Annotated in this window: 32 protein-coding genes; 6 read left to right on the plus strand and 26 right to left on the minus strand. The window is 59.4% G+C overall.

Annotated features, from left to right (window positions below; translation table 11 throughout):
- Positions 1-124 precede the first annotated feature (124 nt).
- The 7 genes from BM152_RS08705 to BM152_RS08735 are packed head-to-tail and all read right to left on the minus strand — an operon-like array spanning position 125 to position 5,524.
- Positions 125-1,039, minus strand: coding sequence for a lysophospholipid acyltransferase family protein (locus BM152_RS08705; protein ID WP_066604663.1), 915 nt, complete (start codon positions 1,037-1,039; stop codon positions 125-127).
- Between the two features lies 1 nt (position 1,040).
- Positions 1,041-1,316, minus strand: coding sequence for an HPr family phosphocarrier protein (locus tag BM152_RS08710; protein ID WP_066604660.1), 276 nt, complete (start codon positions 1,314-1,316; stop codon positions 1,041-1,043).
- Between the two features lie 33 nt (positions 1,317-1,349).
- The gene (locus tag BM152_RS08715) at positions 1,350-1,742 is read right to left on the minus strand and encodes a PTS sugar transporter subunit IIA (protein WP_066604653.1); all 393 of its coding nucleotides are present in this window, start codon (positions 1,740-1,742) and stop codon (positions 1,350-1,352) included.
- Positions 1,743-1,756: 14 nt separating this feature from the next.
- Positions 1,757-2,638: an RNase adapter RapZ gene (gene rapZ / locus BM152_RS08720; RefSeq protein WP_414835850.1), complete on the minus strand. Its 882-nt coding sequence runs from the start codon at positions 2,636-2,638 to the stop codon at positions 1,757-1,759.
- Positions 2,639-2,658: 20 nt separating this feature from the next.
- A complete protein-coding gene (locus tag BM152_RS08725; RefSeq protein WP_170845862.1) occupies positions 2,659-3,102 on the minus strand; it encodes an HPr kinase/phosphorylase in 444 nt (147 codons plus the stop codon).
- Entirely contained in the window at positions 3,099-4,823 is a 1,725-nt protein-coding gene (locus BM152_RS08730; RefSeq protein ID WP_066604649.1) for a sensor histidine kinase, read from the minus strand. The genes BM152_RS08725 and BM152_RS08730 overlap by 4 nt, the downstream gene beginning before the upstream one ends.
- Positions 4,823-5,524, minus strand: a complete 702-nt coding sequence (locus tag BM152_RS08735) for a response regulator transcription factor (RefSeq protein WP_066604647.1) — start codon at positions 5,522-5,524, stop codon at positions 4,823-4,825. Before BM152_RS08735 ends, BM152_RS08730 begins: the two co-directional genes overlap by 1 nt.
- 379 nt (positions 5,525-5,903) lie before the next feature.
- Here BM152_RS08735 and BM152_RS08740 point away from each other — a divergent pair, with 379 nt between their 5' ends.
- Positions 5,904-7,502, plus strand: coding sequence for a phosphoenolpyruvate carboxykinase (locus BM152_RS08740; RefSeq protein ID WP_066604644.1), 1,599 nt, complete (start codon positions 5,904-5,906; stop codon positions 7,500-7,502).
- Between the two features lie 141 nt (positions 7,503-7,643).
- Here the strand turns inward: BM152_RS08740 and BM152_RS08745 are convergent, their stop codons facing one another.
- On the minus strand, positions 7,644-8,417 hold the full coding sequence (locus tag BM152_RS08745) for a sulfite exporter TauE/SafE family protein (RefSeq protein ID WP_066604641.1): 774 nt from the start codon (positions 8,415-8,417) through the stop codon (positions 7,644-7,646).
- A 303-nt stretch (positions 8,418-8,720) separates the two neighbouring features.
- Here BM152_RS08745 and BM152_RS08750 point away from each other — a divergent pair, with 303 nt between their 5' ends.
- Positions 8,721-10,394: an acyl-CoA dehydrogenase family protein gene (locus tag BM152_RS08750; protein ID WP_066604635.1), complete on the plus strand. Its 1,674-nt coding sequence runs from the start codon at positions 8,721-8,723 to the stop codon at positions 10,392-10,394.
- Between the two features lie 18 nt (positions 10,395-10,412).
- Here the strand turns inward: BM152_RS08750 and recO are convergent, their stop codons facing one another.
- The 11 genes from recO to folK all read right to left on the minus strand — a co-directional run bounded on the left by recO (position 10,413) and on the right by folK (position 19,161).
- Complete coding sequence (gene recO, locus BM152_RS08755; RefSeq protein ID WP_066604633.1) at positions 10,413-11,156, minus strand: DNA repair protein RecO; 744 nt, start codon at positions 11,154-11,156, stop codon at positions 10,413-10,415.
- Between the two features lie 72 nt (positions 11,157-11,228).
- Complete coding sequence (locus BM152_RS08760; RefSeq protein ID WP_111481358.1) at positions 11,229-11,561, minus strand: DUF1491 family protein; 333 nt, start codon at positions 11,559-11,561, stop codon at positions 11,229-11,231.
- Positions 11,561-12,475, minus strand: a complete 915-nt coding sequence (gene era, locus BM152_RS08765) for a GTPase Era (protein ID WP_066604631.1) — start codon at positions 12,473-12,475, stop codon at positions 11,561-11,563. Before era ends, BM152_RS08760 begins: the two co-directional genes overlap by 1 nt.
- Positions 12,468-13,157, minus strand: a complete 690-nt coding sequence (gene rnc / locus BM152_RS08770) for a ribonuclease III (RefSeq protein ID WP_066604629.1) — start codon at positions 13,155-13,157, stop codon at positions 12,468-12,470. Before rnc ends, era begins: the two co-directional genes overlap by 8 nt.
- The gene (gene lepB / locus BM152_RS08775; protein ID WP_066604627.1) at positions 13,154-13,936 is read right to left on the minus strand and encodes a signal peptidase I; all 783 of its coding nucleotides are present in this window, start codon (positions 13,934-13,936) and stop codon (positions 13,154-13,156) included. Before lepB ends, rnc begins: the two co-directional genes overlap by 4 nt.
- 110 nt (positions 13,937-14,046) lie before the next feature.
- Positions 14,047-14,451, minus strand: coding sequence for a holo-ACP synthase (gene acpS / locus BM152_RS08780; RefSeq protein WP_066604625.1), 405 nt, complete (start codon positions 14,449-14,451; stop codon positions 14,047-14,049).
- Positions 14,448-15,194 carry a pyridoxine 5'-phosphate synthase gene (locus BM152_RS08785; protein WP_066604623.1) on the minus strand — a complete coding sequence of 249 codons (747 nt, stop codon included), beginning with the start codon at positions 15,192-15,194 and terminating at the stop codon, positions 14,448-14,450. The genes acpS and BM152_RS08785 overlap by 4 nt, the downstream gene beginning before the upstream one ends.
- Before the next feature lie 84 nt (positions 15,195-15,278).
- A complete protein-coding gene (locus BM152_RS08790; protein ID WP_066604620.1) occupies positions 15,279-15,929 on the minus strand; it encodes a DUF2062 domain-containing protein in 651 nt (216 codons plus the stop codon).
- Positions 15,930-15,945: 16 nt separating this feature from the next.
- Entirely contained in the window at positions 15,946-18,063 is a 2,118-nt protein-coding gene (locus tag BM152_RS08795) for a RelA/SpoT family protein (protein ID WP_066604617.1), read from the minus strand.
- A gap of 45 nt (positions 18,064-18,108) precedes the next feature.
- The gene (rpoZ, locus tag BM152_RS08800) at positions 18,109-18,462 is read right to left on the minus strand and encodes a DNA-directed RNA polymerase subunit omega (protein ID WP_066604614.1); all 354 of its coding nucleotides are present in this window, start codon (positions 18,460-18,462) and stop codon (positions 18,109-18,111) included.
- 87 nt (positions 18,463-18,549) lie between these two features.
- The gene (gene folK, locus BM152_RS08805; RefSeq protein ID WP_066604611.1) at positions 18,550-19,161 is read right to left on the minus strand and encodes a 2-amino-4-hydroxy-6-hydroxymethyldihydropteridine diphosphokinase; all 612 of its coding nucleotides are present in this window, start codon (positions 19,159-19,161) and stop codon (positions 18,550-18,552) included.
- Positions 19,162-19,307: 146 nt separating this feature from the next.
- Here folK and BM152_RS08810 point away from each other — a divergent pair, with 146 nt between their 5' ends.
- The 4 genes from BM152_RS08810 to BM152_RS08825 all read left to right on the plus strand — a co-directional run bounded on the left by BM152_RS08810 (position 19,308) and on the right by BM152_RS08825 (position 22,036).
- Positions 19,308-19,868 (plus strand): LabA-like NYN domain-containing protein, encoded by a 561-nt coding sequence (locus BM152_RS08810; RefSeq protein ID WP_066604608.1) that lies wholly within the window; start codon positions 19,308-19,310, stop codon positions 19,866-19,868.
- Between the two features lie 104 nt (positions 19,869-19,972).
- Positions 19,973-20,935 carry a 4-hydroxy-3-methylbut-2-enyl diphosphate reductase gene (gene ispH / locus BM152_RS08815; RefSeq protein WP_066604603.1) on the plus strand — a complete coding sequence of 321 codons (963 nt, stop codon included), beginning with the start codon at positions 19,973-19,975 and terminating at the stop codon, positions 20,933-20,935.
- Between the two features lie 19 nt (positions 20,936-20,954).
- Positions 20,955-21,416 (plus strand): ribonuclease HI, encoded by a 462-nt coding sequence (rnhA, locus tag BM152_RS08820; RefSeq protein ID WP_066604600.1) that lies wholly within the window; start codon positions 20,955-20,957, stop codon positions 21,414-21,416.
- Positions 21,413-22,036, plus strand: coding sequence for a trimeric intracellular cation channel family protein (locus BM152_RS08825; RefSeq protein WP_066604597.1), 624 nt, complete (start codon positions 21,413-21,415; stop codon positions 22,034-22,036). Before rnhA ends, BM152_RS08825 begins: the two co-directional genes overlap by 4 nt.
- A gap of 25 nt (positions 22,037-22,061) precedes the next feature.
- Here BM152_RS08825 and BM152_RS19275 read toward each other — a convergent pair whose 3' ends face one another.
- From BM152_RS19275 to def (BM152_RS08855), 7 genes are read right to left on the minus strand one after another with little or no spacing between them, the layout of a single operon-like run.
- Entirely contained in the window at positions 22,062-22,199 is a 138-nt protein-coding gene (locus BM152_RS19275; protein ID WP_156444363.1) for a hypothetical protein, read from the minus strand.
- Positions 22,196-22,435 carry a GlsB/YeaQ/YmgE family stress response membrane protein gene (locus BM152_RS08830; RefSeq protein ID WP_066604595.1) on the minus strand — a complete coding sequence of 80 codons (240 nt, stop codon included), beginning with the start codon at positions 22,433-22,435 and terminating at the stop codon, positions 22,196-22,198. The genes BM152_RS19275 and BM152_RS08830 overlap by 4 nt, the downstream gene beginning before the upstream one ends.
- A gap of 4 nt (positions 22,436-22,439) precedes the next feature.
- Complete coding sequence (locus BM152_RS08835) at positions 22,440-22,679, minus strand: hypothetical protein (RefSeq protein WP_066604587.1); 240 nt, start codon at positions 22,677-22,679, stop codon at positions 22,440-22,442.
- A gap of 10 nt (positions 22,680-22,689) precedes the next feature.
- A complete protein-coding gene (gene fmt / locus BM152_RS08840) occupies positions 22,690-23,595 on the minus strand; it encodes a methionyl-tRNA formyltransferase (RefSeq protein WP_066604585.1) in 906 nt (301 codons plus the stop codon).
- On the minus strand, positions 23,592-24,095 hold the full coding sequence (gene def / locus BM152_RS08845; protein ID WP_066604583.1) for a peptide deformylase: 504 nt from the start codon (positions 24,093-24,095) through the stop codon (positions 23,592-23,594). Before def (BM152_RS08845) ends, fmt begins: the two co-directional genes overlap by 4 nt.
- Complete coding sequence (gene def, locus BM152_RS08850; RefSeq protein WP_066604581.1) at positions 24,092-24,583, minus strand: peptide deformylase; 492 nt, start codon at positions 24,581-24,583, stop codon at positions 24,092-24,094. Before def (BM152_RS08850) ends, def (BM152_RS08845) begins: the two co-directional genes overlap by 4 nt.
- Positions 24,583-25,104: a peptide deformylase gene (gene def, locus BM152_RS08855; protein ID WP_066604737.1), complete on the minus strand. Its 522-nt coding sequence runs from the start codon at positions 25,102-25,104 to the stop codon at positions 24,583-24,585. Before def (BM152_RS08855) ends, def (BM152_RS08850) begins: the two co-directional genes overlap by 1 nt.
- Between the last annotated feature and the right edge of the window lie 192 nt (positions 25,105-25,296).

Below are 25,296 nucleotides of genomic sequence, written 5' to 3' on the forward strand. Positions count from 1 at the left end.
AAGGGGCCGCAAAGGCCCCTTTTTTGCTGTCGGATATGTGTCGGACATCTGTCGGACTTTTGTCGGGCAACCTGTCAAACCACGATCCGGCCCGTCACTTTGTCCAAAACCACCGAAACCGCGCCTAGTCGGTGCGCCCCCCCAAGGCCAGCGTGTGAGACCGCATCCAGTTCATGAACTCGCGCGTCTTCGATTGCCACTCCTTGAGGTCTTCCGGCGTCAGAGGATCGCCGATGACAGGGGCCTGCGGCTTGTCCATCGCGCGGGCGATCTCATGAAGCAAAAGCCCCTGACGGAAACTCGCGGAAATCTTGTCAGCGATCTGATACAGCCGCGTGTTGCGCCCCGGAAAATAGATCGGCAGAACCGTTGCGCCGGATTTCAGCACCATCTTGGCGGTAAACGGGTTCCACGGCTTTTCCTTGACCGGTCCCCACCACGTCTCGGAGGAGGCCACGGCCCCCGCAGGGAACAGAATAATCACCCCGCCCGCCTTGAGAGTCGCCATCGCCTCGTTGCGCATCCGGATCGAGGCGCGATGGCTGTCCGGCTCATGCGGGAAGGGCACGGGCAACATGAAAGGGTCGATCTCACGGATGCCGGTCAACAGCGAGCGCGTCAGGATTTTGTAATCCGAGCGCACCTTGCCGATCAGTTCCGCCATCACCAGACCGTCCACCAGCCCGTGCGGGTGGTTGGCGACCACGACAAGCGGACCTGTTGCGGGTATCTTGGCGATCTGTTCCTCGGGGGTCAAAACGTCGATCCCCATGACTTCGAGCGCCTGACTGAAGAACGGCTGCCCCATCGGCGTGCCCATCCGCTCGAACCGGCGAATACGACGCAGAAGCGGGAGTTTACCTGTCAGCCATTCGATCGTGCGAATGACCAGAACTTTCTTGGGGTCGGAAAACGTCCCCGCATAGGACAGGCGTCGCCCGTCATACCTTACGAAATCGGGGTCACCGGGTTTGGGCACATTCTGAAAGGCGTCCTCGGGGGCGTCAATCTCCGTCCCATGCTCTTCGGGTTGAGACACCTTACATATCCTCGCCAAATCTGTCCTTGATCAGGGCCTCAATTGCATCTGCCAGCGCATCTGCCTCTGGCCCTGCCGTTGTCACGTCAATAGTCGTTCCTTTGGACGCTGCCAACATCAAAAGCCCCATAATGCTGTCACCAGATGTGCTCAGCCCGTCTCTGGAGACTTCTGCCGTGGCGTCAAATTCCTCGACCACTTCCACGAGTTTCGCAGAGGCCCGCGCGTGCAGTCCTTTGACGTTTATAATCTCGTGCGTGCGCGTCACTTGCGCCATCACTCCCACCTCGGTCTTTCATTCTTGTTCTTTTTAACGGCCCTGCACGTCAAAACTGTCGATATATTTTCGTCCGGCATCAAGCGCGTTGCCGACGGCTTCCGCAACCGGTTTATGCCGGGACTTCGCCAGTTTGATCAACATCGGCAGGTTCGCGCCGTAAATGATCCGGCGATCATCGTGATGACAGGCCAGAAGCGACAGGTTCGACGGGCTCCCCCCGAACATATCGGTCACAACAACGACACCATCGCCGCTATCGACATCGTCGGCGGCCAGACAGATCTCGCGCTGCTTGTCAGAGCGGTTGTGATCCGGCTCTATGGATATGGCCTCTATGCCGATCTGCTTGCCGACCACATGTTCGACCGCCGCGAGATATTCGCGGGCCAGTCCTCCATGGGCAACGATAACAATTCCGATCACGTCAGCTTCCCCGATCAGATGCCGCTTTGGCGGCGTTCAAGTTCCCTATGCCTTATTGACACCGGCCAATTATGTTCTGCAAGGGCTTTGGAAAGAATTTCGGCCAGAGTGACGGATCTGTGTTGTCCGCCAGTGCAGCCGAAGGCGATTGCGAGGTGTTTCTTACCTTCGTCCTGATAGGCCGGCAGCAAGAGCAAAGTCAGTTCGAGCACTTTCTGGAAGAAAGCGGCAAAGCGCGGGTCATTTTGCACATAGCCCTGCACACGGCTGTCGGTGCCGTCGAGTGCGCGCAAGCTTTCGTCCCAATAGGGATTGGCCAGAAAGCGCACGTCAAAGACCATATCGACGCCGCGCGGCATTCCGCGTTTATAGGAAAAGCTGTGCACGGAGAGCGCCATGTCAGCCTCGCGCCCTTTGGCAAACCAGCGCTCGATGTCGTCGCGCAGGTCATGCGGCGTCATCTCGGAGGTATCGATCAGAATGTCGGCGCGGGCGCGGATCGGACCCAAAAGGTCGATTTCGCGTGCCACCCCGTCCTGTGCCGTCTCGGCAGAGGCGAGCGGGTGGCGGCGGCGGGTTTCGGAATAGCGGCGGATCAGCACGTCGGGTGCGCAGTCGAGGTAGAGCACCTCGGCATCATGGTTCGGGTCGCGGGTGAGATCGTCGATCACTTCGATCACGCCGTTGACCGAGAAATCTCGGTTGCGCACGTCGAGCCCCAGAGCCAGTGGACGGGTCAGCCCGCCACCTTCGAGCAGGCGCGGAAGCAGCGAGATCGGCAGGTTGTCGATCACCTCAAAACCCAGATCTTCGAGCGTGTTGATCGCGGTGGAGCGCCCTGCCCCCGAAGGGCCGGTCACAAGCACGACGCGATGGCGGCTTTTCGATTGCGGAATGGGCATGTCAGCGGGCGTGCTCACGCGCATCGGCCTCCTTTGAGCCATTGTATGAGGGCCGGAGCGAATTGCGGCCCGTCCACCCTGTAAAACAGGGGAATCGAGACATTGATGAGAGCCTTTTCCCGTCGGAGAGGCAAGCGGTCAGTTTCGACCTGTGACAGATCGACAACGCCGCGCAGGATGGCGGCGGGCAGAGGCTCTGCACGCAGCAGGCCGACGCCGCGAGCTTCGATCATGCCGGAGATGGTGTCCGGCGCTATAGCGGTGAGAGTTTGGGCCTTTGGATCACACCGGACATGGGTCCGGTCGTCAGAGACCAGCACCGCCCCCAGCGCCATGAGTTCGAGCGCAAGGGTCGATTTTCCGCTGCCCGAGGGGCCAAGGATCAGCAGGCCCGTGGCTTCATCCAGCGCGACGCAGGAGGCATGAAGGATCAGACCATCCTGCGACTGCGCAGTCACACCGGCAGGCCCACGACAAAACGGGCGCCAAGTGGCTCGGAGGTAATGTCGGCATCGGTCGGACGAATGTTCTCCGCCCAGATCACGCCGCCATGCGCCTCGACGATCTGTTTCGAGATCGCCAGACCAAGGCCGGAGTTGTTGCCGAACTGACCGACCGGACGTTGCGAATAGAAGCGTTTGAAGATTTTCGTCAGCGCCTCTTCGGGGATGCCCGGACCGGTGTCTTCGACGACAACCAGCACCCTGTGATCCCGCTTGCGCACCCAGACACGGATTGCATCGCCATCCTCGCAGAAGGAGATCGCGTTGGTGATCAGGTTCACAAACACCTGCGCCAGCCGCGCTTCGAGACCGGAGACGACAATCGGCTGGTCCGGCATGTCGGAGATGAACTCCACGCCTTTTTGCTGCGCGTCCTGAGCGAGATATTCGATCAGGTTCGTCAATGTCTGGATCAGATTGAACTCTTCTTCCTCTTCCTTGACCAATTCGCTGTCGAGACGCGAGGCGTTGGAAATATCGGAAACCAGACGGTCAAGGCGACGCACATCATGTTCGATCACGTCGAGCAGCTTGTCGCGGTGCTCTTCCTTCTTGACGATCCGCAGGGAGCCGACCGCCGAGCGCAGGGAGGCCAGCGGGTTCTTGATCTCATGGGCCACATCTGCGGCGAATTGTTCGTTCGCGTCGATCCGGTCATAGAGTGCCGCCACCATGCCACGCAGCGCCGCAGACAGACGCCCGATCTCGTCGGGACGCCCCGACAGGTCGGGGATACGCACACGCCCCGGCGCAACTTTCCGGCTGTTCTTGTCGCGCCCGATTTCTGCGGCGGCGGCCAGATCGGCCAGAGGGTTGGCAATGGTCGAGGCCAGCATGAGGCTCAAACCGATGGAGACCAGAAGAGCGATGATAAAGACCTGAAGGATCTGTTCGCGCTCCACACGCACGAGATCGTCAAGCTCTCCTTCGCCGGACACCAGCCCGACAACCCCGATGACCTCGCCGCTGTCATCCAGCGTGATCGGGGCCGCAACCGAGAACAGCGTGGAACCGTGACCGTTCACGCTTGTGTTCACATGGATGCCATCCCCGAGCGCATTGGCAGCAAGGGCCGCGACCTGTTCGCGCACATTCTCGAAATCCTCGCCGCTCTTGCCCTTGGAAAAGGTAATGGTGGTCCAGACCTTATTCAGGAAATCCGAAATGACCGTAGAGCGGCCCTCATGCTGCACACCGGAGACTTTCTCCGGACCACCGCGGGCCATGCCTTCGGTAGAGGCGATCAGCACCCCGTCCTTGTCATATAGATAGACATTTTCGAGCAGAGGCAGTTCCAGCACATTGGACACGGTCGACATATCGCCAGACTCGTTGTCAAGCGACAGAACCCCGTCCGCCCCCGCCGTAACCGCCAGCATATCGGCAACCAAGGCGGCCTCCGTCACCATTGCCGCCTCACGCTGCATCACCAGACTGTTGCGGAAGGGATTCAGATAGAGAATGCCCGCCACCATGAGAATGATCGCAATGAGGTTGTAGGTGATGATTTTCTGTGCCAGCGGCGAGCGTTTCACCGCAATGAATTTGCGCCGCCTGCGCTTTTCGCGCAGTTCGGCGTCAGATGTGCGGGGCGCAACCCAATCGTCACCGAGCACTACGTCAGTGTTATCGCGGCTGGATTTCTCCGCACGGTCCATGTCGGAAGTCAGGGCCATTATTCCTCGTTATACCTGTATCCGATGCCGTAAAGCGTTTCGATGGCGGAAAAATCGGAATCCACGGTGCGCATTTTCTTACGCAGACGTTTGATATGGCTGTCGATGGTCCGGTCATCCACATAGACCTGATCGTCATAGGCCACATCCATCAGCTGATCGCGCGACTTCACAAAGCCGGGGCGTTGGGCAAGCGCCTGTAACAAAAGGAATTCCGTCACGGTCAAGGTGACATCCTTGCCCTTCCACTTCACCGCGTGACGCAGCGGGTCCATTTCCAGTTCGCCGCGCACAAGAACCTTGTTCTCGTCCGTCTCGGCCACTTCGATCCCTTCGAGCGCCTCCTGACGCCGCAAGAGCGCACGGATACGTTCGACCAGAAGCCGCTGGGAAAACGGTTTCTTCACATAATCATCCGCACCCATGCGCAGCCCCAGAACCTCGTCGATCTCGTCATCTTTCGAGGTCAGGAAAATCACCGGCATATTGGTTTTCTGCCGCACCCGCTGCAACAGGTCCATACCGTCCATGCGCGGCATCTTGATATCAAACACAGCCATATCGGGGAGACGTTTATTGAACGCATCCAGCGCCGACTGGCCATCGTTATAGGTTTCGACCTCGAACCCCTCTGCCTCAAGGGTCATGGATACGGAGGTCAGGATATTCCGGTCGTCATCTACCAAGGCGATGCGGGACATTGTCGGTTTCCTTCAACTGCTCAACTATTGCATTTTTTTGCCATATTCCGTGTTTCACCGGATCAAATCAAGCGAAACCGCGAATCAAAATGCGTGTCAGAGGTCAGAGAAACAGGAAAAATTCAAGGAATGGCTAATTTGTCTCACTTCGGGGCATTTCACCCGCACCACAGCGAAGCGCGACATATTGGCACACATCTGTTTGCGCTATCCCCTAAGTGGTTGCGCTAACTGTTGATCTCGGTCCTATTTACGCGCCGTGCTGGCGTGCTATAGCACCCCCATTGGGCGCGTGTGCCGCCCATCCGCGAATGGCCCTTTCGCGGCACAAATTCTATTTCCAGAGACGCCGTCAAGGACACGGCGGAGGAGTTTGCATATGACGACCGGACGCGTGAACCCGGCTTTCACACTTGACGACCAAGGCATCACGGGGCTTGGCAATGTCTATTACAACCTTCTTGAGCCTGCCCTTATCGAAGAGGCGATCAAGCGTGGTGAAGGGGCCCTCGGGAAAGGCGGTTCCTTTCTGGTAAGCACCGGCAAACATACCGGCCGCTCCCCCAAAGACAAATTCGTCGTGCGGACGCCGGATGTGGAAGACACCATCTGGTGGGAAAACAACCAGCCGATGGACCCCGAGAAATTCGATGTGCTCTATGCCGATATGCTTGAGCATATGAAAGGGCGTGATTTCTTTGTCGAGGATCTCTACGGCGGGGCCGACCCGGAGAACCAGATCGACGTGCGCATGATCACCGAGCTGGCATGGCATGGCCTGTTCTGCCGCACGATGCTGCGCCGCCCCGAGCTCAAAGCACTCGACGACTTCACCGCAGATTACACCGTGATCAACTGCCCGTCCTTCAAGGCCGATCCGGAACGTCACGGCTGTCGCTCCGAAACCGTGATCGCGCTGAACTTCGCCAAAAAGCTGATCCTGATCGGCAACACCGAATATGCAGGCGAAAACAAGAAGGGCGTGTTCTCCCTGTTGAACTACATCCTGCCGGGCAAGGGCATCATGGCCATGCACTGCTCCGCCAACCATGCGCCCGACAATCCCGTCGACACGGCGATCTTCTTCGGCCTGTCCGGCACGGGGAAAACCACACTGTCGGCTGATCCGTCGCGCATCCTGATCGGGGATGACGAGCATGGCTGGTCCGACAAGGGCACGTTCAACTTCGAAGGCGGCTGCTACGCCAAGACCATCAACCTGTCCGAGACTGCGGAACCGGAAATCTACGCGACCACGTCGAAATTCGGCACAGTCGTAGAGAACATGGTCTATGACGAGTTCACCAAGGATCTGGACTTCGAAGACAGCTCTCTTACCGAGAACATGCGCTGCGCCTATCCGCTGCACTACATCTCCAACGCCTCCGAGACGGCGATGGGCGGTCATCCGAAGAACATCATCCTGCTGACCTGTGATGCCTTTGGTGTTCTGCCTCCGATCGCACGTCTGACACCGGCGCAGGCGATGTATCACTTCCTCTCCGGCTTCACCTCGAAGACACCGGGCACGGAAGTGGGGGTTGTGGAGCCGATCCCGACCTTCTCCACCTGTTTCGGCGCACCGTTCATGCCGCGTCGTCCGGAAGCCTATGGCAACCTGCTGCGTGAGAAGATCGCCAAACATGGTGCAACCTGCTGGCTGGTGAACACCGGCTGGACCGGCGGCGCATTCGGCACCGGCTCGCGTATGCCGATCAAGGCAACGCGCAACCTGCTGCACGCCGCTCTGGAAGGCACGCTGGCAGACGTCGAATTCCGTAAGGACGAGAACTTCGGCTTTGAAGTGCCGGTCTCCGTGCCGGGAGTGGCCGATGTGCTACTCGACCCGCGCCGCACTTGGGCCGATAAGGACGCTTTCGACGCGCAAGCCGCGAAGCTGGTTTCCATGTTCAAAGAGAACTTCGAACAATACCTGCCTTATATCGACGAAGATGTGAAAGCCGCCGCCATCGGCTAAGCTGTTCTACATCGAGAAAAATTGCGCCCCGACCCATCCGGATCGGGGCGTTTTCTTTGGCCGTGCCTTTGGTGCGGACGGAACGCACGCAGCACGATGTCAGGCGTAAGAACTCAGGCGTAAAATGTCAGGTGCGAGATGTCAGAACAGGCCGCGCCGGATCAGGTTGACGCCCGCGACCATCAGCACGAACAACGTCACACGTTTGAATTTCTTCTGGTCCAGACGATCCTGCACCCGCTGGCCAAGCATCATCCCCCCCATCGCCGGGACCAAAAGCGCCACGGAGAGCGGAATAGTCTGGGCATTGAGCACACCGGAACGCATATGCGCCAGCATAAGCACCAAGGCGCCCGAGCCGAAAATCACGCCGGTGGCCTTGATCTGGAGTTTCTTCGGCGTGTCCACAGCGGTCAGATAGGCCACCGTCAACGGCCCCCAGATGCCCGCGATACCGCCAATCAGCCCCGAAACAGCACCGAAACCCAGATCATACGCCCCTCTGTGTTGCGCGGGGATGTGCAAAGCGCGCCCGAACAACAGATAGCTGACCAGCACCACCACAATGATCCCCAGCGTCAGAAAGACCACTGATTGCGGCAGAATCACCACGAGTTGCGCCGATAGGGCGATCAACAGCAACAAAGCCCCGATGTAGAGCCTGTATTGCCACGCCGCCTCCACGGCCTCTCTCCCGCCACCACGCAACGCCTGCCAGACATTCGTGACCACGGTGGAAACGATCAGCCCCGCAAGAGCCAGTTCCGGCGACAAAAACGAGCCCAACCCCGAAATCATGATCATCGGCATGGCGAAACCGATGGCACCTTTGACGAAACCGGCCAGAAGCGTGATGCAAATGGCGGCAAAAATCTGCGGGAGGGTGAGAAGGGTCAGGATGCTATCGAATGTCATAGCCCCTGTTAGGACGCGGATTTCTCCGCGTATAGCCCAAAGATCAGGCCAGCATCCGTTCTTGGAGGTGCCAGAGGGCGCTTCCGTTCCGTTGCGACATTTTAGGTCAAAATACATCTTCACGGCAAAATATTATTGCGCTGCAACTGCGAAGTAGGTAGACAGTTCCAAGATCAGACGCCTCTCGCCCCCGCTTGCGTCACACGCAGGGTGCGGAAGGCCACGACATCAATATGTTGCGCTGTGTGGTCGGAAATCTGTGGCTCGGGTTTTCGCGAAGCGCTCGAAGGAGGAGAGAGTCTCATGGCCCTTGATCAACAGGAGAGACCCGTGTCGAACCCCATTTTGCCCGATCTTCTGGCCCTGACCCGTGCGGCCGTGGCCCCTGCCGAGGCCATTCTGGAGCGTGCCCGTGCTGCTCTGCGCTCGGAGTTTCTGGAGAACGGACGCGTTTCCAGTCGCAGGGTCGAGGCCAATCAAACCGCCGCCCACGGTCTTGCATGGCTGGCCACCTATGTGGAAAGCCTGCGCCAGATGCAGAAATGGGCCGAGGCGCTCTCCGCCGAAGACAAGTTCGGCGAGATGGAGCAACTGATCCACCAGATCGCCTTCGGGGAGTATCTGAGCCAGATCTACGGCGGTATCCCGATGAATCAGGGCGAGATCTGCCGGTTGGCCGATCTGGGCCTTGGTCTTGTGCAGCCCAGCCACCCCGAAGTGGTCAAGCTCATGCTCGACGGCAATTCCACCGAGGCGCGCACACGGCTTGTGGCCTTGATGCGGGACAATTCCGGTCATGCGACCTTTGGCGCGTCGGGGCTGGATGACGAGTTGGAAATGATCCGCGACCAGTTCCGCCGCTTCGCCGATGAGAAAGTCGCCCCCTTTGCCCATGACTGGCATCTCAAAGACGAACTCATCCCGATGGAGATCATCGAGGAACTGGCCGAGCTTGGCGTCTTCGGCTTGACCATTCCCGAAGAATACGGCGGCTTCGGCTTTCCGAAAGCAGCGATGGTCGTGGTCTCCGAAGAACTCTCCCGCGGCTATATCGGCGTCGGCTCTCTGGGCACACGATCCGAAATTGCCGCCGAACTGATCCTCGGTGGCGGCACGGAAGAGCAAAAGGAACACTGGCTGCCGAAGCTCTCCTCCGCCGAAATCCTGCCCACTGCCGTGTTCACCGAACCGAACACCGGCTCCGATCTCGGAAGCCTGCGCACCCGCGCGGTGAAAGAGGGCGAAAGCTACACGGTGACCGGCAACAAGACATGGATCACCCACGCCGCACGCACCCATGTGATGACGCTTCTGGCCCGCACCGATCCCGACACCACGGATTACAAAGGCCTGTCGATGTTTCTGGCCGAGAAAACGCCGGGCACGGCTGAAGACCCCTTCCCCACACCCGGCATGACCGGCGGCGAGATCGAGGTCTTGGGCTATCGCGGCATGAAGGAATACGAGCTGGGCTTTGACGGGTTCAAGGTCGATGCCAAGAACCTTCTGGGCGGTGTAGAAGGCCAAGGGTTCAAGCAACTGATGCAGACCTTCGAATCCGCGCGCATCCAAACCGCCGCCCGCGCCATCGGCGTGGCCCAGAACGCGCTTGAGGTCGGGATGCAATATGCCGAAGACCGCAAACAGTTCGGCAAGTCCCTGATCGAATTCCCCCGCGTCTCCGGCAAGCTCGCCATGATGGCAGTCGAGATCATGGTGGCCCGCCAGCTGACCTATTTCTCCGCATGGGAAAAGGACAACGGACACCGCTGCGACCTTGAGGCGGGCATGGCCAAGCTCTTGGGCGCGCGCGTGGCTTGGGCGGCGGCGGACAATGCGTTGCAAATCCACGGCGGCAACGGCTTTGCGCTTGAGTATCAGATCAGCCGCATCCTCTGCGATGCGCGGATTTTGAATATTTTCGAAGGCGCAGGCGAAATTCAGGCACAGGTCATCGCACGGCGTTTGCTGGCCTGATCTGCCCCGACCAGAGCTTTAGAAAGGCGGTGCCTCCTGCGCCGCCTTTTTTGCGAGCCGGTCGAGAAACCGGTCCCGTGCGGCGGGCAAAGGACGATCCGACAGTTCCGCCGCGATCCTGGAAAGGAAATGCCCCGTGGTCAAAAGCCCCTGACCGATCTCCGCGAAATCGACTGAGGATTGCCCCAATAGACATTGCGGCAAGGGCAACAGCCGGTCGGCCCATTCCCCTGCGCCTTGTCGTGACACGGCGCGTCCGGTTTTCGGGGACACATAAACCAGATCATCCGGCGATCCGGTGACAGCACAGGAAGACAGATCAAGGCCGAAGCCCAGTTCTTCCAGCAGGGAGACTTCCCAATGCAGATAGGCCAGAGGCCAGCGGGGGGCCAACCCGATCCGGTCAAACAGGGCAAGGCTGTCGGCATAGAGATAGCCATGCGCCTCGCGTTCGGGCAGCAGAAAGGACAGCATCGCCGCCGTGGCCGTCATCCCCGCAAGCGCCAGAGGATCGCCCAGCACATGGGTGCGGCTTTTTACAGGTTCAAAGGTAAACGCGCCAAGGTGATCTTCGAGCCGCGCTTTCCATGTCACCGCGATCTGGCCACCCGGCTGCAAATGCGGGGCCATCTTGCGAGAAATGCCCCCGCGCACCACACCGGCATGGCGTCCGTGATCAGGTGTGAACACCTCGACAATCACCGAAGTCTCGCCGTGTTTGCGCACAGCCAGAACCACCCCTTCGTCGCGCCACTCGATCATGCGCGTTCCCGCTTTCCGTTGGCAAAAATACTCACTGGACCCTGCCGCGCCACAGGGGCGAGGTCAATCGTCTCACTCCGACAGGCCCGGCTCTTCCAGAAGCGTGCGCCCATGACGGTCCTCGACTTCGATGATCCAGAGATCGGGGTCAAAGCTGCGCTGCTTCATCAGCGAGGCATCCACGTCACGCTCTTCCCCCTCGGAAAGCACCCGCCATTCGCGGCGGTCTTCCATCAGGTTGAACTCGCGTTGAAAGGCCTTGGCCTTGCCGTCGAGCGTGTTGAGCTTGACCAGAACCGCGCCCGCCGTAGCATCGCCTTTCTTGACGACAAAGGCCGGAATATCGACAAGGCGAAGCCGTGTCAGATAGGCCGAAACCCAGACATCTGCGGTCAGTCGCGCCATCAGTTTCCGTCTTTGAAATCGAGGCCCATCTCGCCGTAGCGCTCGGCTTCTTCAAGCCAGTTCGGGCGCACTTTCACCTGCAAGAAGAGATGGACCTTGCGGCCCAGAAACTCCGACAGGTCCTCGCGCGAGGCCCGCGAAATCCGTTTGATCGTCTCGCCACGCTTGCCAAGGATGATGCCCTTGTGGCCATCACGGGCGACATAGACCACCTGATCGACCCGCGCGGAGCCGTCCTTGCGCTCTTCCCAGTTCTCGGTCTCGACGGTGAGCTGATAGGGCAGTTCCTGATGCAGGTTGAGCGTCAGTTTCTCGCGGGTGATCTCGGCAGCGATCATACGCATGGGCAGATCGGCGATCTGGTCTTCGGGATAGAGCCACGGTCCTTCGGGCAGTTCCTTGGCCAGCCATTTGCGCAGATCATCGACACCACGGCCCTTTTCAGCGGAGATCATGAAGGTCTCCACGAAATGATGGCGCTCGTTCATGTCTTTGGCCAGCGCGAGCAGTTTTTCCACATCCACCATGTCGATCTTGTTGATCGCCAGCGCGACTTTCTGGTTCGGGTTGGAATATTCATCCAGCGCGGCCAGAATGTTTTCGACGCCCTCGGTGACGCCCTTATGCGCTTCGATCAGCAAAACGATGACATCGGCATCGGCGGCACCACCCCACGCGGCGGTGACCATGGCACGGTCAAGGCGGCGTTTGGGTTTGAAAATCCCCGGCGTGTCAACAAAGACAAGCTGGCTGTCGCCCTCCAGCGCAACGCCGCGAATACGCGCGCGCGTGGTCTGGACTTTATGTGTGACGATGGAGACTTTCGCCCCGACCATACGATTCAGCAGCGTCGATTTACCCGCATTGGGTTCACCGATCAGGGCAACGAAGCCCGCACGTGTGGTCTCAGCCATTCCCGGCCTCCAGTTGTTTGAGAAGCGCCTTGGCAGCGGCCTGTTCGGCATGACGTTTGGAATTGGCCTCGGAGCATTCCGACTGGCCGCTTTCCAGCGTCACCTCAATGGTAAACACCGGTGCATGATCCGGCCCCTTGCGGGAAATTTCAACATATTTCGGAGGTTTCTGGCCGCGTGCCTGCGCCCATTCCTGAAGCGCGGTCTTGGCGTCGCGCGCATCATTCTCCACATGGTCAATGCGTTTGCCCCAAAGCCTGCGCACGAGGGCCTTGGCCACTTCAAACCCTGCATCGCGGTAAACTGCGGCAATCACCGCCTCCATCGCATCGGCAAGCAGCGCCTCCTTGCGGCGACCACCGGACATCATTTCCGAACGCCCCAGCTTCAACACCGCGCCAAGGTCGATCTGGCGGGCGACATCGGCACAGGTTTCCTTGCGCACAAGCGCGTTGAACCGTGGCGCAAGCTGGCCTTCGGAGGCGGATTTGTCTTTCTCGAACAGCGCCTCGGCCATCGTCAGCCCCAAAACGCGGTCGCCCAGAAATTCGAGACGCTGGTTGTCGGGGCGCGTGGCCGATGAGATGGAACTGTGTGTCAGCGCACGCAGCAAAAGCTCGGGATGAGAAAACTCATGCCCGAGACGTTTCTGGAATGCTTGTATGTCGGCGGAAATTTTCACTGCAATGCCTTGAAGAATCGATCTTTGCGCCAGGTCCAGAAGTAGACCAGATGTTTGCCCGCCGCAGAGAACATCACGCGGCTGACCTTGCCGACAAGATATTCTTCGGGGACAAAGCCTACCCCACCCATCGTCGTGGGCACGCGGCTGTCGGCGGAGTTATCACGGTTGTCGCCCATGAAGAAGTAGTTGTTCTCCGGCACGGTATAAACCTGTGTGTTATCCACGCCTGTGGTGCGGATGTTCAGGATCGAGTGCTGACGCCCGCCCGGCAGGGTTTCGATGAATTTTTCCTTGATGCACTCGCCACCCTCACCCGGCGTGTTGGCACAGGCCGGATAGCGGCCCGCGGCGCCTTGCTTTTCAAAGGTCTCGACGAAGTTGCCATCAGGGGTCTGTGTCACTTCTTCGCCGTTGATGAAGATCACCCCGTCGGTGATCTGCACACGATCCCCCGGCATCCCGATCAGACGTTTCACAAAGGTGCGGTGCTGTGTCGGATGTTCGAACACCACAATGTCCCCGCGCTCCGGCTCCGAGCCCAGAATACGTCCTGAAATCGGGCAAAGGAAATTGACCGCCTTCGGGCAGGACCATTGCGAGTAGCCATAGGACATTTTGTTGACGAAGAGAAAGTCACCGATCAACAGCGTATCTTTCATCGACGAGGACGGAATGAAGAACGGCTGGAAGAACAGCGTGCGGAAAATCCCGGCGATCAGCAGGGCGTAGACCACGGTTTTGACGGTTTCGACCAGACTGTCCTTAGCACTGCTCATCTGAAAATCCTTTGGGAATTTGCTTTGGTGTTACGCGGGATATGAAAGGCAGGACTATGGGAGTCAAGCCAAACACCCGTGATGATCGGGTTTTCGCGGATTTACGGGCGTTAATCCGCAATCGGGCGGGCTTCGATCACCACAAAGGCCTGTGCCCAAGGGTGATCGTCAGTCAGGGTTACATGGATGATGGCCTCATGTCCCGGCGGTGTCATCTCTGCGAGACGGTCCTTGGCCCAACCTGTGACCTCCATCACCGGCTGACCCGTGCGCAGGTTGCTCACCGCCATATCCTTCCACGAGATGCCCATGGCAAGCCCCGTGCCCAGAGCTTTGGAACAGGCTTCCTTGGCGGCCCAGCGTTTGGCATAGGTGCCCGCCACATCCCTGCGGCGCTCGGCCTTGTCCTGTTCGGTCTGCGTGAAAACACGGTTCTTGAACCGCGCCCCGAACCGCTCAAGCGTGCCGGAAATCCGGTCGATATTCGCCAGATCTGAGCCGATGCCGAGGATCATTCAGCGCGCACCTCGTCCATCAGACGGCGCATCTCTGCGATGGCGGGTTTGATGCCACGGAAGATCGCCTCCCCAATCAGGAAATGCCCGATGTTCAACTCGGCAATCTCCGGCAGGGCCGCGATGGGCTGCACCGTGTCATAGGTCAGCCCGTGGCCCGCATGGACCTCCAGCCCGAGCCCGTGAGCGAATTTCGCCATTTCGGTGAGGCGTGCCAGTTCTTCGTCGCGCTCGGCAAATTTTCCTTCGGCGTGAAGGTCGCAATAAGCGCCGGTGTGCAACTCGACCACAGCCGCGCCGATCCGGTGGGCCGCTTCGATCTGTGGCTGGTCGGCGGCGATAAAGATCGAAACGCGCGATCCGGCCTCGCGCAAGGGTGCGATGAAATGCGCCAGACGGTTTTCCTCCCGCGCCACTTCAAGCCCGCCTTCCGTGGTCCGCTCTTCGCGTTTTTCCGGCACGAGGCAGATGGCATGGGGTTTGTGGCGCAGGGCGATGGCCTGCATCTCGTCGGTGGCGGCCATTTCGAGGTTGAGCGGCACGGTGAGGTTCGAGACCAGCGCCTCGATGTCGGCATCCGTGATATGGCGGCGGTCCTCACGCAAATGCGCGGTGATCCCGTCCGCACCCGCCTCTTCGGCCAGTTTCGCGGCGCGCACCGGATCCGGATAGGCCGACCCGCGTGCATTGCGCACGGTGGCGACGTGATCGATATTCATGCCAAGGCGAAGTTTCCGGCTCATATTCCTGTTCCCAGACGGTTTTCTCTCAGCCGGACAATACTCCGCACGCACAGAAAGAAAACCGACAATCTTTGATCCGCGCGATCAAGGCTTGTGCGGCGTTTTCTGGCTCTGCTTCTTGCGGCGCAATTCTTCGAGCTTGGCCTTGAGCTTGCCACGGCGGCGGTGCTGATAGGCGGCCACCATCGGCAGCATGACGTAATAGGCGACGATGCCCGCGACGATGCCCGGAACAATGCCGCCTACCAGATAGGGCAGGAAAATATCGTGCCAGAAGCGGATGAGCGCGTCCCAATTCGCATCGCGTTCCGTAAACAGCGCGAGGAAATTGCGCCAGAGATCATCCGCCGCATCAAAGAATTTGCCGACAAAGCTGCGCTCGTGATGCGGGTCGAAGGTGGTGCCCAGCATGAAGTGACCCATTTTCATACAGATCACCCCGATCGGCACATAGGTCAAAGGGTTGCCGACAAAGGTCGCCAGCAGCGCCGCAATAGCGTTGCCGCGCATCAGCTTGGCGAGCAGGAAGGCAAGCAGGAAATGCAGGCCAAAGAAAGGGGTAAAGACAGCAAACACGCCCGCGAAGACCCCGCGCGCGATTTTATGCGGCGTATCCGGCAGGCGGTGAAGGCGGTGCTTCATATAGCGCACGGCCCGTGACCAGCCCCCTTTGGGCCAGATCACCTGCGCCAGCCATTTGAGTGGCGTAAGTTTTTCCCGGCGCTTGAAGACCACGTTTCCCCCGAACCCCTTAGGGTCGCCTGTCCAAATTCCTGTATCTGCGCACCTGCGCAACTTCGCTTTCGGCCTCGACCGCAAGCATCACCGCATGGAGATGTTCCACATCCCGCAGGTCGACATCTACAATCAACCTGTAAAAATCCGGTTTGCGATCCACGAATCTCAGGTCCGAGATATTGGCCTTTTGCTCACCGATGAGCGAGCAAATCCGGCCCAGTACGCCGGTGTCATTGGAGATCGTGATGTCCAGTGACACGGTATATTCCGGCGCATGTGGCCCCGCGTGCCATTGCAGATCAACCCAGCGATTCGTCTCGCTTTCCAGTTCTTCGAGCGCGGGGCAGTCGATGGCATGGATCACCACGCCCTTGCCGCGATAGGTGATCCCGACGATCCGCTCCCCCGGCACCGGTTGACAGCACTGGGCGCGATTGTAGGTCTCGCCTTCGGACAGACCAAGCACCGCACGTTTCGCGTCAATCGCCCCGCTCTCGCGGACGAGTTCCGGATAGACCGCCTTGACCGCTTCCGAGGCGGCAAGTTCAGCCGAGCCCAGCCGCGCCAGAAGTTCTTCGGTGCTGGCCAGCGTCATCTGTTTTGCAGCGGTCGCCAGCGCCTTTTCAGAGGCTTTCTTGCCGACATGTTCGAACGCAACACGGGCAAGTTCGCGCCCGAGTTTCACGAAACGCTCGCGGTCTTCTTCACGCAGGGATTTGCGAATCGCCGCCTTGGCACGCCCCGTCACCACAATGTCGAGCCAAGTGCCCTGCGGACGTTGGCCCTCTGCGGTGAGGATTTCGACGCTTTGACCGTTCTTGAGACGGGTCCAGAGCGGCACGCGAATCCCGTCCACCTTGGCCCCCACGCAGCTGTCCCCGATCCGCGTGTGGATCGCATAGGCGTAATCAAGCGGCGTTGCGCCCTTGGGCAAGGACACCACCTCGCCCTTGGGCGTGAAGGTGAAGACCTTGTCGGTATACATCTCCAGCTTGACGTGTTCGAGAAATTCGGAGTGATCCTCGGCATTCTCGAAACGCTCGGTCAACTGGGCCAGCCATTTCGTCGGGTCCACCGCAAAAGGGTTCTGCGCAGGTACACCGTCCCGATAGGACCAGTGCGCGGCGACGCCGGATTCCGCCACTTCGTGCATCTGGCGGGTGCGGATTTGCACCTCCACCCGCTTGCCATCACGCCCCGACACCGTGGTGTGGATCGAACGGTAGCCGTTGGATTTCGGTTGGCTTATATAGTCCTTGAACCGCGTCGGCACCGCACGCCAGCGATGATGGATCACCCCCAGAACACGGTAACAGTCCATCTCCGAGCGCGTGATGACGCGGAAGCCGTAAATATCTGACAGACGGGAGAAACTTTGCTGTTTCTCCTCCATTTTGCGCCAGATGGAATAGGGTTTCTTGGCGCGCCCGAACACATCGGCATCGATATTCTCGCGCTCAAGCTCGACGCGAATGTCATTGGTGATCTTGTGGATCACATCGCCGGTTTCACGCTGCAACAGGATGAAACGGCGGATGATCGAATTGCGCGCCTCGGGGTTGATGACGCGAAACGAGAGGTCTTCCAACTCCTCGCGCATCCATTGCATCCCCATACGCCCCGCCAGAGGCGCATAAATATCCATCGTCTCACGCGCTTTTTGCAGCTGCTTCTCGGGCCGCATCGACTTGATCGTGCGCATGTTGTGCAGACGGTCGGCGAGTTTCACAAGAATAACGCGCAGGTCTTTCGACATGGCCATGAACAGTTTGCGGAAGTTCTCCGCCTGTTTGGTCTCTGTCGAGGACAGCTGAAGATTGGTGAGTTTCGTCACGCCATCGACAAGCTCGGCGATCTCTTCCCCGAACTTGCGTGCCACTTCGCTATAAGAGGCACGGGTGTCTTCCACCGTGTCATGCAGCAAAGCGGTGATGATCGTCGCATCATCCAGCGCCTGCTCGGTCAGAATGGCGGCCACAGCGACGGGATGGGTGAAATAGGGCTCGCCGGAGCGGCGGAACTGCCCCTCATGCATCTCTTTACCGTAGGCATAGGCCTCACGGATCAAATCGGCATCAGTTTTGGGGTTGTAGTTGCGGACCAGTGCGATCAGGTCTTCGACGTCGATCATTTTGGTCCGCGAACTCCTATGCTTTGGACCATACGGCCCCGCACCTTAGTTTTGCCCTTGCGCTTCCATCAGGGCGCGCAGCAGTTTTTCTTCGGACATATCGTCCTCTGCCGGCTTGTCAGTTTCCTGACCCATGAGAAGTGCCATCTGGTCTTCTTCCGGCTCGTCAACTTCGATCTGGGTCTGGTTGCTTTCGATCATCCGTTCGCGCAGCGCATCTGCGGATTGGGTTTCTTCGGCAATCTCGCGCAGGGCGACGACCGGATTCTTGTCGTTGTCGCGATCCACGGTCAACTGCGAACCGGCCGCAATCTCACGCGCACGGTGGGCGGCGAGCATCACAAGCTCGAAGCGGTTCGGAACCTTGTCGACGCAATCTTCAACGGTCACGCGGGCCATGGGATCTCCAATCTTTCAGACTGACGGGGCATTTATACAAAGGCTCTATTTAGGGACTTGACCCGCCATTGACAAGCGCCGTTGCCTTTAATCCGTGAGGATTTCCACTTCAGGCATGAGTTTTATCTCGGATTTCTCGTCTGTGGGGCGGGCATCCAGCATTTCCCTGACGGTTTTGTCCAAAATCGGGTGCCGCCAGTCCGCCGCGAGATCGGCAAAGGGAATCAGCATGAACGCACGGTCCTGAATACGCGGATGCGGCAGGATCAACTGGTCCGGTGCACGCACGCTTTGCTCGACAAAGGGCAGGGTTATCCAAGCCCGCACGGACACGACATCGGGGCGGATTTCCTGTTCGACCGCCAAAAGATCAAGATCAATCGAGCGCCCCGCCCACCGCAGCTTGCGCACACGGCCGAAACGGGCCTCGATCCTGTGCAGCGTCTGCAAAAGTTCCTCGGGCGCATCGGCGCTTTGCACTTCGGCGACGAAATTCACATAGTCCGGCCCCGCCCCCGCCGGAAAGCAGGGCGTCTCGTAAACGCGGCTCACAGCGGTGACGGTAACGCCCGCGTCCCTGAGTTGTTTCACCGCCGCGCGCAAGGTCTCCAGCGGGGTGCCGACGACCGAGGGCAGGTTCGCGCCAAAAGCGATCCATGCGCGTGTTTTTGCCCATTGCGAATGTAAATCTCGACCCACGCAGAATCCGCCCTATCTTTTTTGGCTAGTTTAGCTCTGGTCCGTTTCATACTATCCAGCGCATCCGAAAGCCAAGAACAACCGGCTGTTCATGCCCTAATTTGCATGGGTCCAGCCCAAAAAAGCAAACTATAAAGGACATTTAGATGTTTTATAAAGATGAACGTCTTGCCTTGTTCATCGATGGATCGAATCTCTATGCAGCGGCAAAGTCGCTCGGATTCGACATTGATTACAAACTTCTCCGGCAAGAATTCATGCGCCGTGGCAAGCTGTTGCGTGCTTTTTACTACACAGCTCTGCTCGAAAATGATGACTATTCCCCGATCCGCCCCTTGGTCGACTGGTTGAATTACAACGGGTTCACCATGGTCACAAAACCGGCCAAAGAGTTCACCGACTCCATGGGCCGGCGCAAGATCAAGGGCAATATGGACATCGAACTGGCCGTGAACGCGATGGAGCTTGCACCCCATGTCGATCACATTGTGTTGTTCTCCGGCGATGGCGATTTCCGTCCGCTGGTTGAAAGCCTCCAGCGTCAGGGCGTGCGTGTATCCGTGGTTTCCTCGATCCGCACCCAGCCGCCGATGATCGCGGACGAGCTGCGCCGTCAGGCCGACAACTTCATCGAGTTGAACGATCTCAAAGACGTTCTCGGACGCCCGCCGCGCGAACCGCGCGAGGACGACGGTTACGAAAGCTGATCAAAAGCCCTCGCGAAAGCGGGGGCTTTTCCCATTCCGGTCGCTGCACTCAGTTGCACTCACAGGCGTTCCTCGCTACCTCTGCACAAGATCAGGAGCGCGCCATGACCGAAACGACACACATGCCCCCCCTCTCTCTTTACCTTGCCGCCCCCCGCGGGTTTTGCGCAGGCGTGGACCGCGCCATCAAGATTGTCGAAATGGCAATCGAGAAATGGGGCCCGCCGGTCTATGTCCGCCACGAGATCGTGCACAACAAATTCGTGGTCGACAGCCTCAAGGAAAAAGGCGCCGTCTTTGTCGAAGAACTTGAAGACTGCCCAGACGACCGGCCTGTGATCTTTTCCGCCCACGGCGTGCCCAAAGCCGTGCCTGCCGAAGCGGCGCAGCGCGAAATGGTCTATGTCGATGCCACCTGCCCGCTCGTGTCGAAAGTGCATATCGAGGCGGAGCGGCACCATGCGGCGGGTCTCCAGATGATCATGATCGGCCATGCCGGACATCCCGAAACCATCGGCACGATGGGGCAACTGCCCGAGGGTGAGGTCTTGCTGGTCGAAAAGCCGGAAGATGTGGCGGGGCTTGAGGTGCGCGATCCCGAGCGTCTGGCCTTTATCACCCAGACCACATTGTCGGTCGATGATACGGTCGAAGTGGTCGCCGCCCTGCGCGCGCGGTTCCCGAGCATCGTCGGGCCGCATAAGGAAGACATCTGTTATGCCACCACCAACCGGCAAGCGGCGGTGAAAGCCATTTCATCAAATATCGACGCTCTTTTGGTGATTGGTGCGCCAAATAGTTCAAATAGCAAACGTCTGGTTGAAGTGGGCAAGGCCAATGGCTGCGCCTATTCGCAACTGGTGCAACGTGCGGATGACATCGACTGGCGGGCCCTGAAAGGCATCACCTCCATCGGCATCACGGCGGGGGCCTCCGCGCCCGAAGTGTTGGTCAACGAGGTGATCGACGCCTTCCGTGCGCGTTTTGACGTGACCGTTGAACTGGTCGAAACCGCGCAGGAAAATGTAGAATTCAAAGTGCCGCGCGTCTTGCGCGACCTTGCCTAAGCCGAAGAGGACAGACCCTATGCCCGAGATTCACGCATGGACGGATGGCGCCTGTTCCGGCAACCCCGGCCCCGGGGGTTGGGGCGTTTTGATGCGCGCCTTCAAGGATGGCGAAATCGTCAAGGAACGGGAGTTGAAAGGCGGAGAGGCGGAGACCACCAACAACCGGATGGAACTGCTCGCCGCGATTAATGCGTTGGAAGCCCTCAGCCGCCCGACCGACATCACCATCACCACCGACAGCGCCTATGTGAAAAACGGCGTCACCGGCTGGATCTACGGCTGGAAACGCAACGGGTGGAAGACAGCAGCGAAGAAACCTGTGAAAAACGTCGATCTCTGGCAGCGCCTCGACGAAGCGCAGGCCACCCACAATGTGACGTGGAAATGGATCAAGGGCCACGCAGGCCACGCAGAGAATGAAAAAGCCGATGAACTGGCGCGGGCGGGCATGGCCCCCTTCAAGAAGTCGGCGTCATGACCCTGCTGGCGGTGCTGGATTACGCATCGGTCATCGTCTTTGCAATCTCCGGCGCGCTGGCCGCCTCCCGTGCGCAACTTGATCTCGTGGGCTTTGCCTTTCTCGCCTGTCTGACCGCAGTTGGCGGCGGCACGTTGCGCGATGTGCTGCTCAACCGTGACGCGGTCTTCTGGATCGCAGAACCAAGCTATATCCTCATCGCCTGCCTTGTGGCCGCAGGTGTTTTCTTTACCGCGCACCGGTTCGAGAACCGCATGACAGCACTCATGTGGGCCGATGCAGTAGCACTTTCCGTGGCCGTGTCCGCAGGGTCGGGTGTGGCGCTCAAACTCGGGCAACCGCCTGTGATCGTGGCGCTCATGGGGGTGGCGACCGGCTGTTTCGGCGGGTTGATGCGCGATGTGGTGTGCAACGAAGTGCCCTTGGTTCTTAAACAGGGCGAGCTTTACGCCTCGGCGGCACTTCTGGGCGCCATGGCCCTGCTTGGCGCGTCCTATTTTGACTTTCCGCCTGTTTTTGAATTCGCTTTGTGTGGTGCTTTGACATTCACGCTGCGCGCAGGAAGTCTGATCTGGGGCTGGTCCCTGCCCGTCTACAAATCCCGCCCGCCGCGATCCTGAAACGACGCGCGGTGGGATCAACGCCTCAGGTCTTGATATACCACGTTGCCGCAACCGCCAGACAACAGGCGACAAGCCAGCCACCGGGGCGCAGCATGAGCCAGAACGCCATGCTGAGCAGAATGCGCGCAATCATCCCCGGTATCGACAAAAGCCAGATCATTTCCGCCCCGTCACAGCTTTCCACGCCCAGATGAGCAGCATGGCTCCGAGGATCGCACCCACGAAGCCCGCGGCCGCTCCGGTCAGCATCAACAGAAACCGCAACACCAGTCCGCCGATCAAAGCCCCGAACATACCGATCACCACGGTGGTGATCAGGTCGGTTTTCAGGTCCATGACGCGGGTGGCAATGAACCCCGCAGCGGCTCCGATGATGATAAGCAAGAGAACGGGCATGTCGTTACCTTCTGCGCCAATGGGTCGGCACGATGATGAGCGCGCCCAGCGAGGACACAATGGCGTTGAGCCCCGGAGAGCCCAGACCGATGCCGAACATCAGCTTGATGAAATAGGCAAGAAACGCCCCGCCGACGCAGATGATGATCGAGGGCAGATAGCCGTTGCGGGTAAAGCCGGTCTTTTCGCAGACATAGCCAACGATCCCCGCAATCACCACTGTGCCGATCAGAACTGGAAACATGGATGTGTCCTCATTCGAACCGGCTGCCCCGCGGCAAGTCCAGCCCTTTCAAAATCTCTGTCACAGGCATAGCACGTTTGCCCTCGCGCTGCGCAGTGAGAATTTCCACGGCCCCTTCCCCGCAGGCAATGGTAAAGGCGCCGATCACCTCGCCGGGGGCTGCATCGCCCTCTGTGACGCGGGACATATGGAACTTGATCCGCTCGCCGTTCAGCATGGCCCAAGCGCCCGGAAACGGCGACAGGCCACGAATTTGCCGGTCGATCTCAGCCGCCGGACGGGTCCAGTCGATTTTCGCCTCGGCCTTGTCGATCTTTTTGGCATAGGTCACACCCGCGTCCGGCTGCGGCTCGGGCACCAGTTGTTCCAGACTGTCCAGAGCAACGGTGATGGCATCGGCCCCCATCTCCGAGAGCCGGTCATGCAAAACCGCGGTGGTGTCTTCCGCCGTGATGTCGGTTTCCTGACGCAACAGCACAGGGCCGGTGTCGAGACCGGCTTCCATCTGCATGATGCAGACACCGGTTTTGTCGTCGCCTTCGAGAATGGCCCGATGGATCGGCGCCGCCCCCCGCCAACGCGGCAGGAGCGAGGCGTGAATATTGAGGCAGCCGTGTTCCGGCGCGTCGAGAATGGATTGCGGCAGCAAAAGACCATAGGCCACGACCACGGCGATCTCGGCCTGCAACGCCTCGAAGGCGGCCACATCCGCAGGGTCCTTGAAATTCACCGGATGACGCACCGGCAGGCCCAGCTCTTCGGCGCGGGCGTGCACAGGTGTCGGGCGCTCCTTTTTACCCCGCCCCGCAGGACGCGGCGGCTGGCAATAGACACAGGCAATTTCATGGCCCGCCTCGACCAGCGCATCGAGCACGGGGACGGAGAAATCGGGGCTGCCCATGAAGATCACTTTCATTTCATGGCTCCCATTTTCTTGGCCTTTTTCAGAAACATCTGGCGTTTCATCGGTTTTAGATTGTCAAAATACATCTTGCCGTTCAGGTGGTCGATCTGGTGTTGCACAGAGGTCGCCCAAAGCCCGACGAAATCGCGCTCTTCCATCTCGCCAGCCGCATTGAGAAACCGCACGGTCACGGCCCGCGGACGGGCGATAACGGCGGACATGCCGGGCAGGTTCGGGGAGGCTTCCTCATGTTCGCGCAGTTGCACAGATGCGTGCAGCACTTCCGGATTGGCCATCAGAACCGCCTTGCCGCGCTCTTCGGAGCAATCGACCACGGCGAGTTGCTGCATCACGCCGATCTGTGGTCCGGCGAGGCCATAGCCCGGCATGGCGTCCATGGTCTCCACCATATCGGCCCAGATGCTGCGGATGTCATCGGTGATCTCCGCAACCGGCGGCACGGCGGTTTTCAGACGTTTGTCCGGATAGGGCAGGAACGGGCGCTGGGTCATGCGTAGGCCTCCTCAAGGCGGGCGCGGGTTTTCGCGTCGAGACGGTCGAAATGCACGAGCCCGTCGAGATGGTCGAACTCATGCTGAATGATACGGGCCTCAACCCCGTCCATCGGGCGGCTGTGGCGCACACCATCAAGATCGGTCCATGCCAGAGTGATCCGCACGGGGCGCGTCACGGGAGCGGTGATCTCGGGGATCGACAGGCAGCCCTCGTCCATCTCGCAGGTATCTTCGGAACGCGCGGTGATCTCGGGGTTGATCGCGACAAAGGGCGTCTTCTCCCCCTCTTTCCACGTCGCATCCATCACAAACAGCCGCAGCATCGCGCCGACCTGTGGCCCCGCAAGCCCACGCCCCGGCGCGGCATACATGGTGTCAAACATATCGGAAACGAGAGTGCGCAGATCCGGCGTGATCTCGTCCACCTCTGCGCAGCGCGTGCTCAGGCGCTCATCCGGCCAAAGCAGAATCTCGCGCAGCGCCATCAGGCCCGCGCCTTGTCGCGCTTGAGCTTTTGCATCTTGCGGGTGATCATCTGGCGCTTGAGCGGTTTGAGATAGTCGATGAACAGCACCCCGTCGAGGTGGTCGATTTCGTGCTGAACGCAGGTGGCCCAAAGCTCGTCGAACTCCTGCTCATGCGCCTTGCCTTCGACATCCTGCCATTTGACGCGCACCATCTTCGGGCGTTCCACCTCGGCATATTGGCCGGGGATCGAGAGACAGCCCTCTTCATAGACGTTGCGCTCTTCGCTCGTCCACGTCACCTCGGGATTGACCAGCACCATCGGCTCCGGAGTCCCTTCGGCCTCCTTGGCACAGTCCATGACCAGCATCCGCTTGATCAGCCCCACCTGCGGCGCGGCAAGCCCGACGCCCGGTGCATCATACATGGTTTCCAGCATATCATCGGCAAACCGGGCAAGATCGCGGTCAAAGTCAGTGACCGGATCGCAATGTTTCTTCAGACGCGGGTCGGGGTGGATGAGGATCGTTTTCAGGGTCATGCTTTGCATTTAATGCCTTTCGGGTAAAACTTGAAGTCCGAGTTTTGATCGAAACGCCCCTCAAAGCGAAACATCTGGCATCAAATTGCCGCGACAACCGCGCTGCGCTGAAAACGCGCAACCCCTCCTACAGGATTTTCGGTTTTCCTTCCCCGTTTCGCGGGATTAGGCTTTCGACAAACCCGATGGAGC

Origin of the sequence: Celeribacter halophilus, assembly GCF_900114135.1 — a bacterium.
GTDB classification, from domain to species: domain Bacteria; phylum Pseudomonadota; class Alphaproteobacteria; order Rhodobacterales; family Rhodobacteraceae; genus Celeribacter; species Celeribacter halophilus.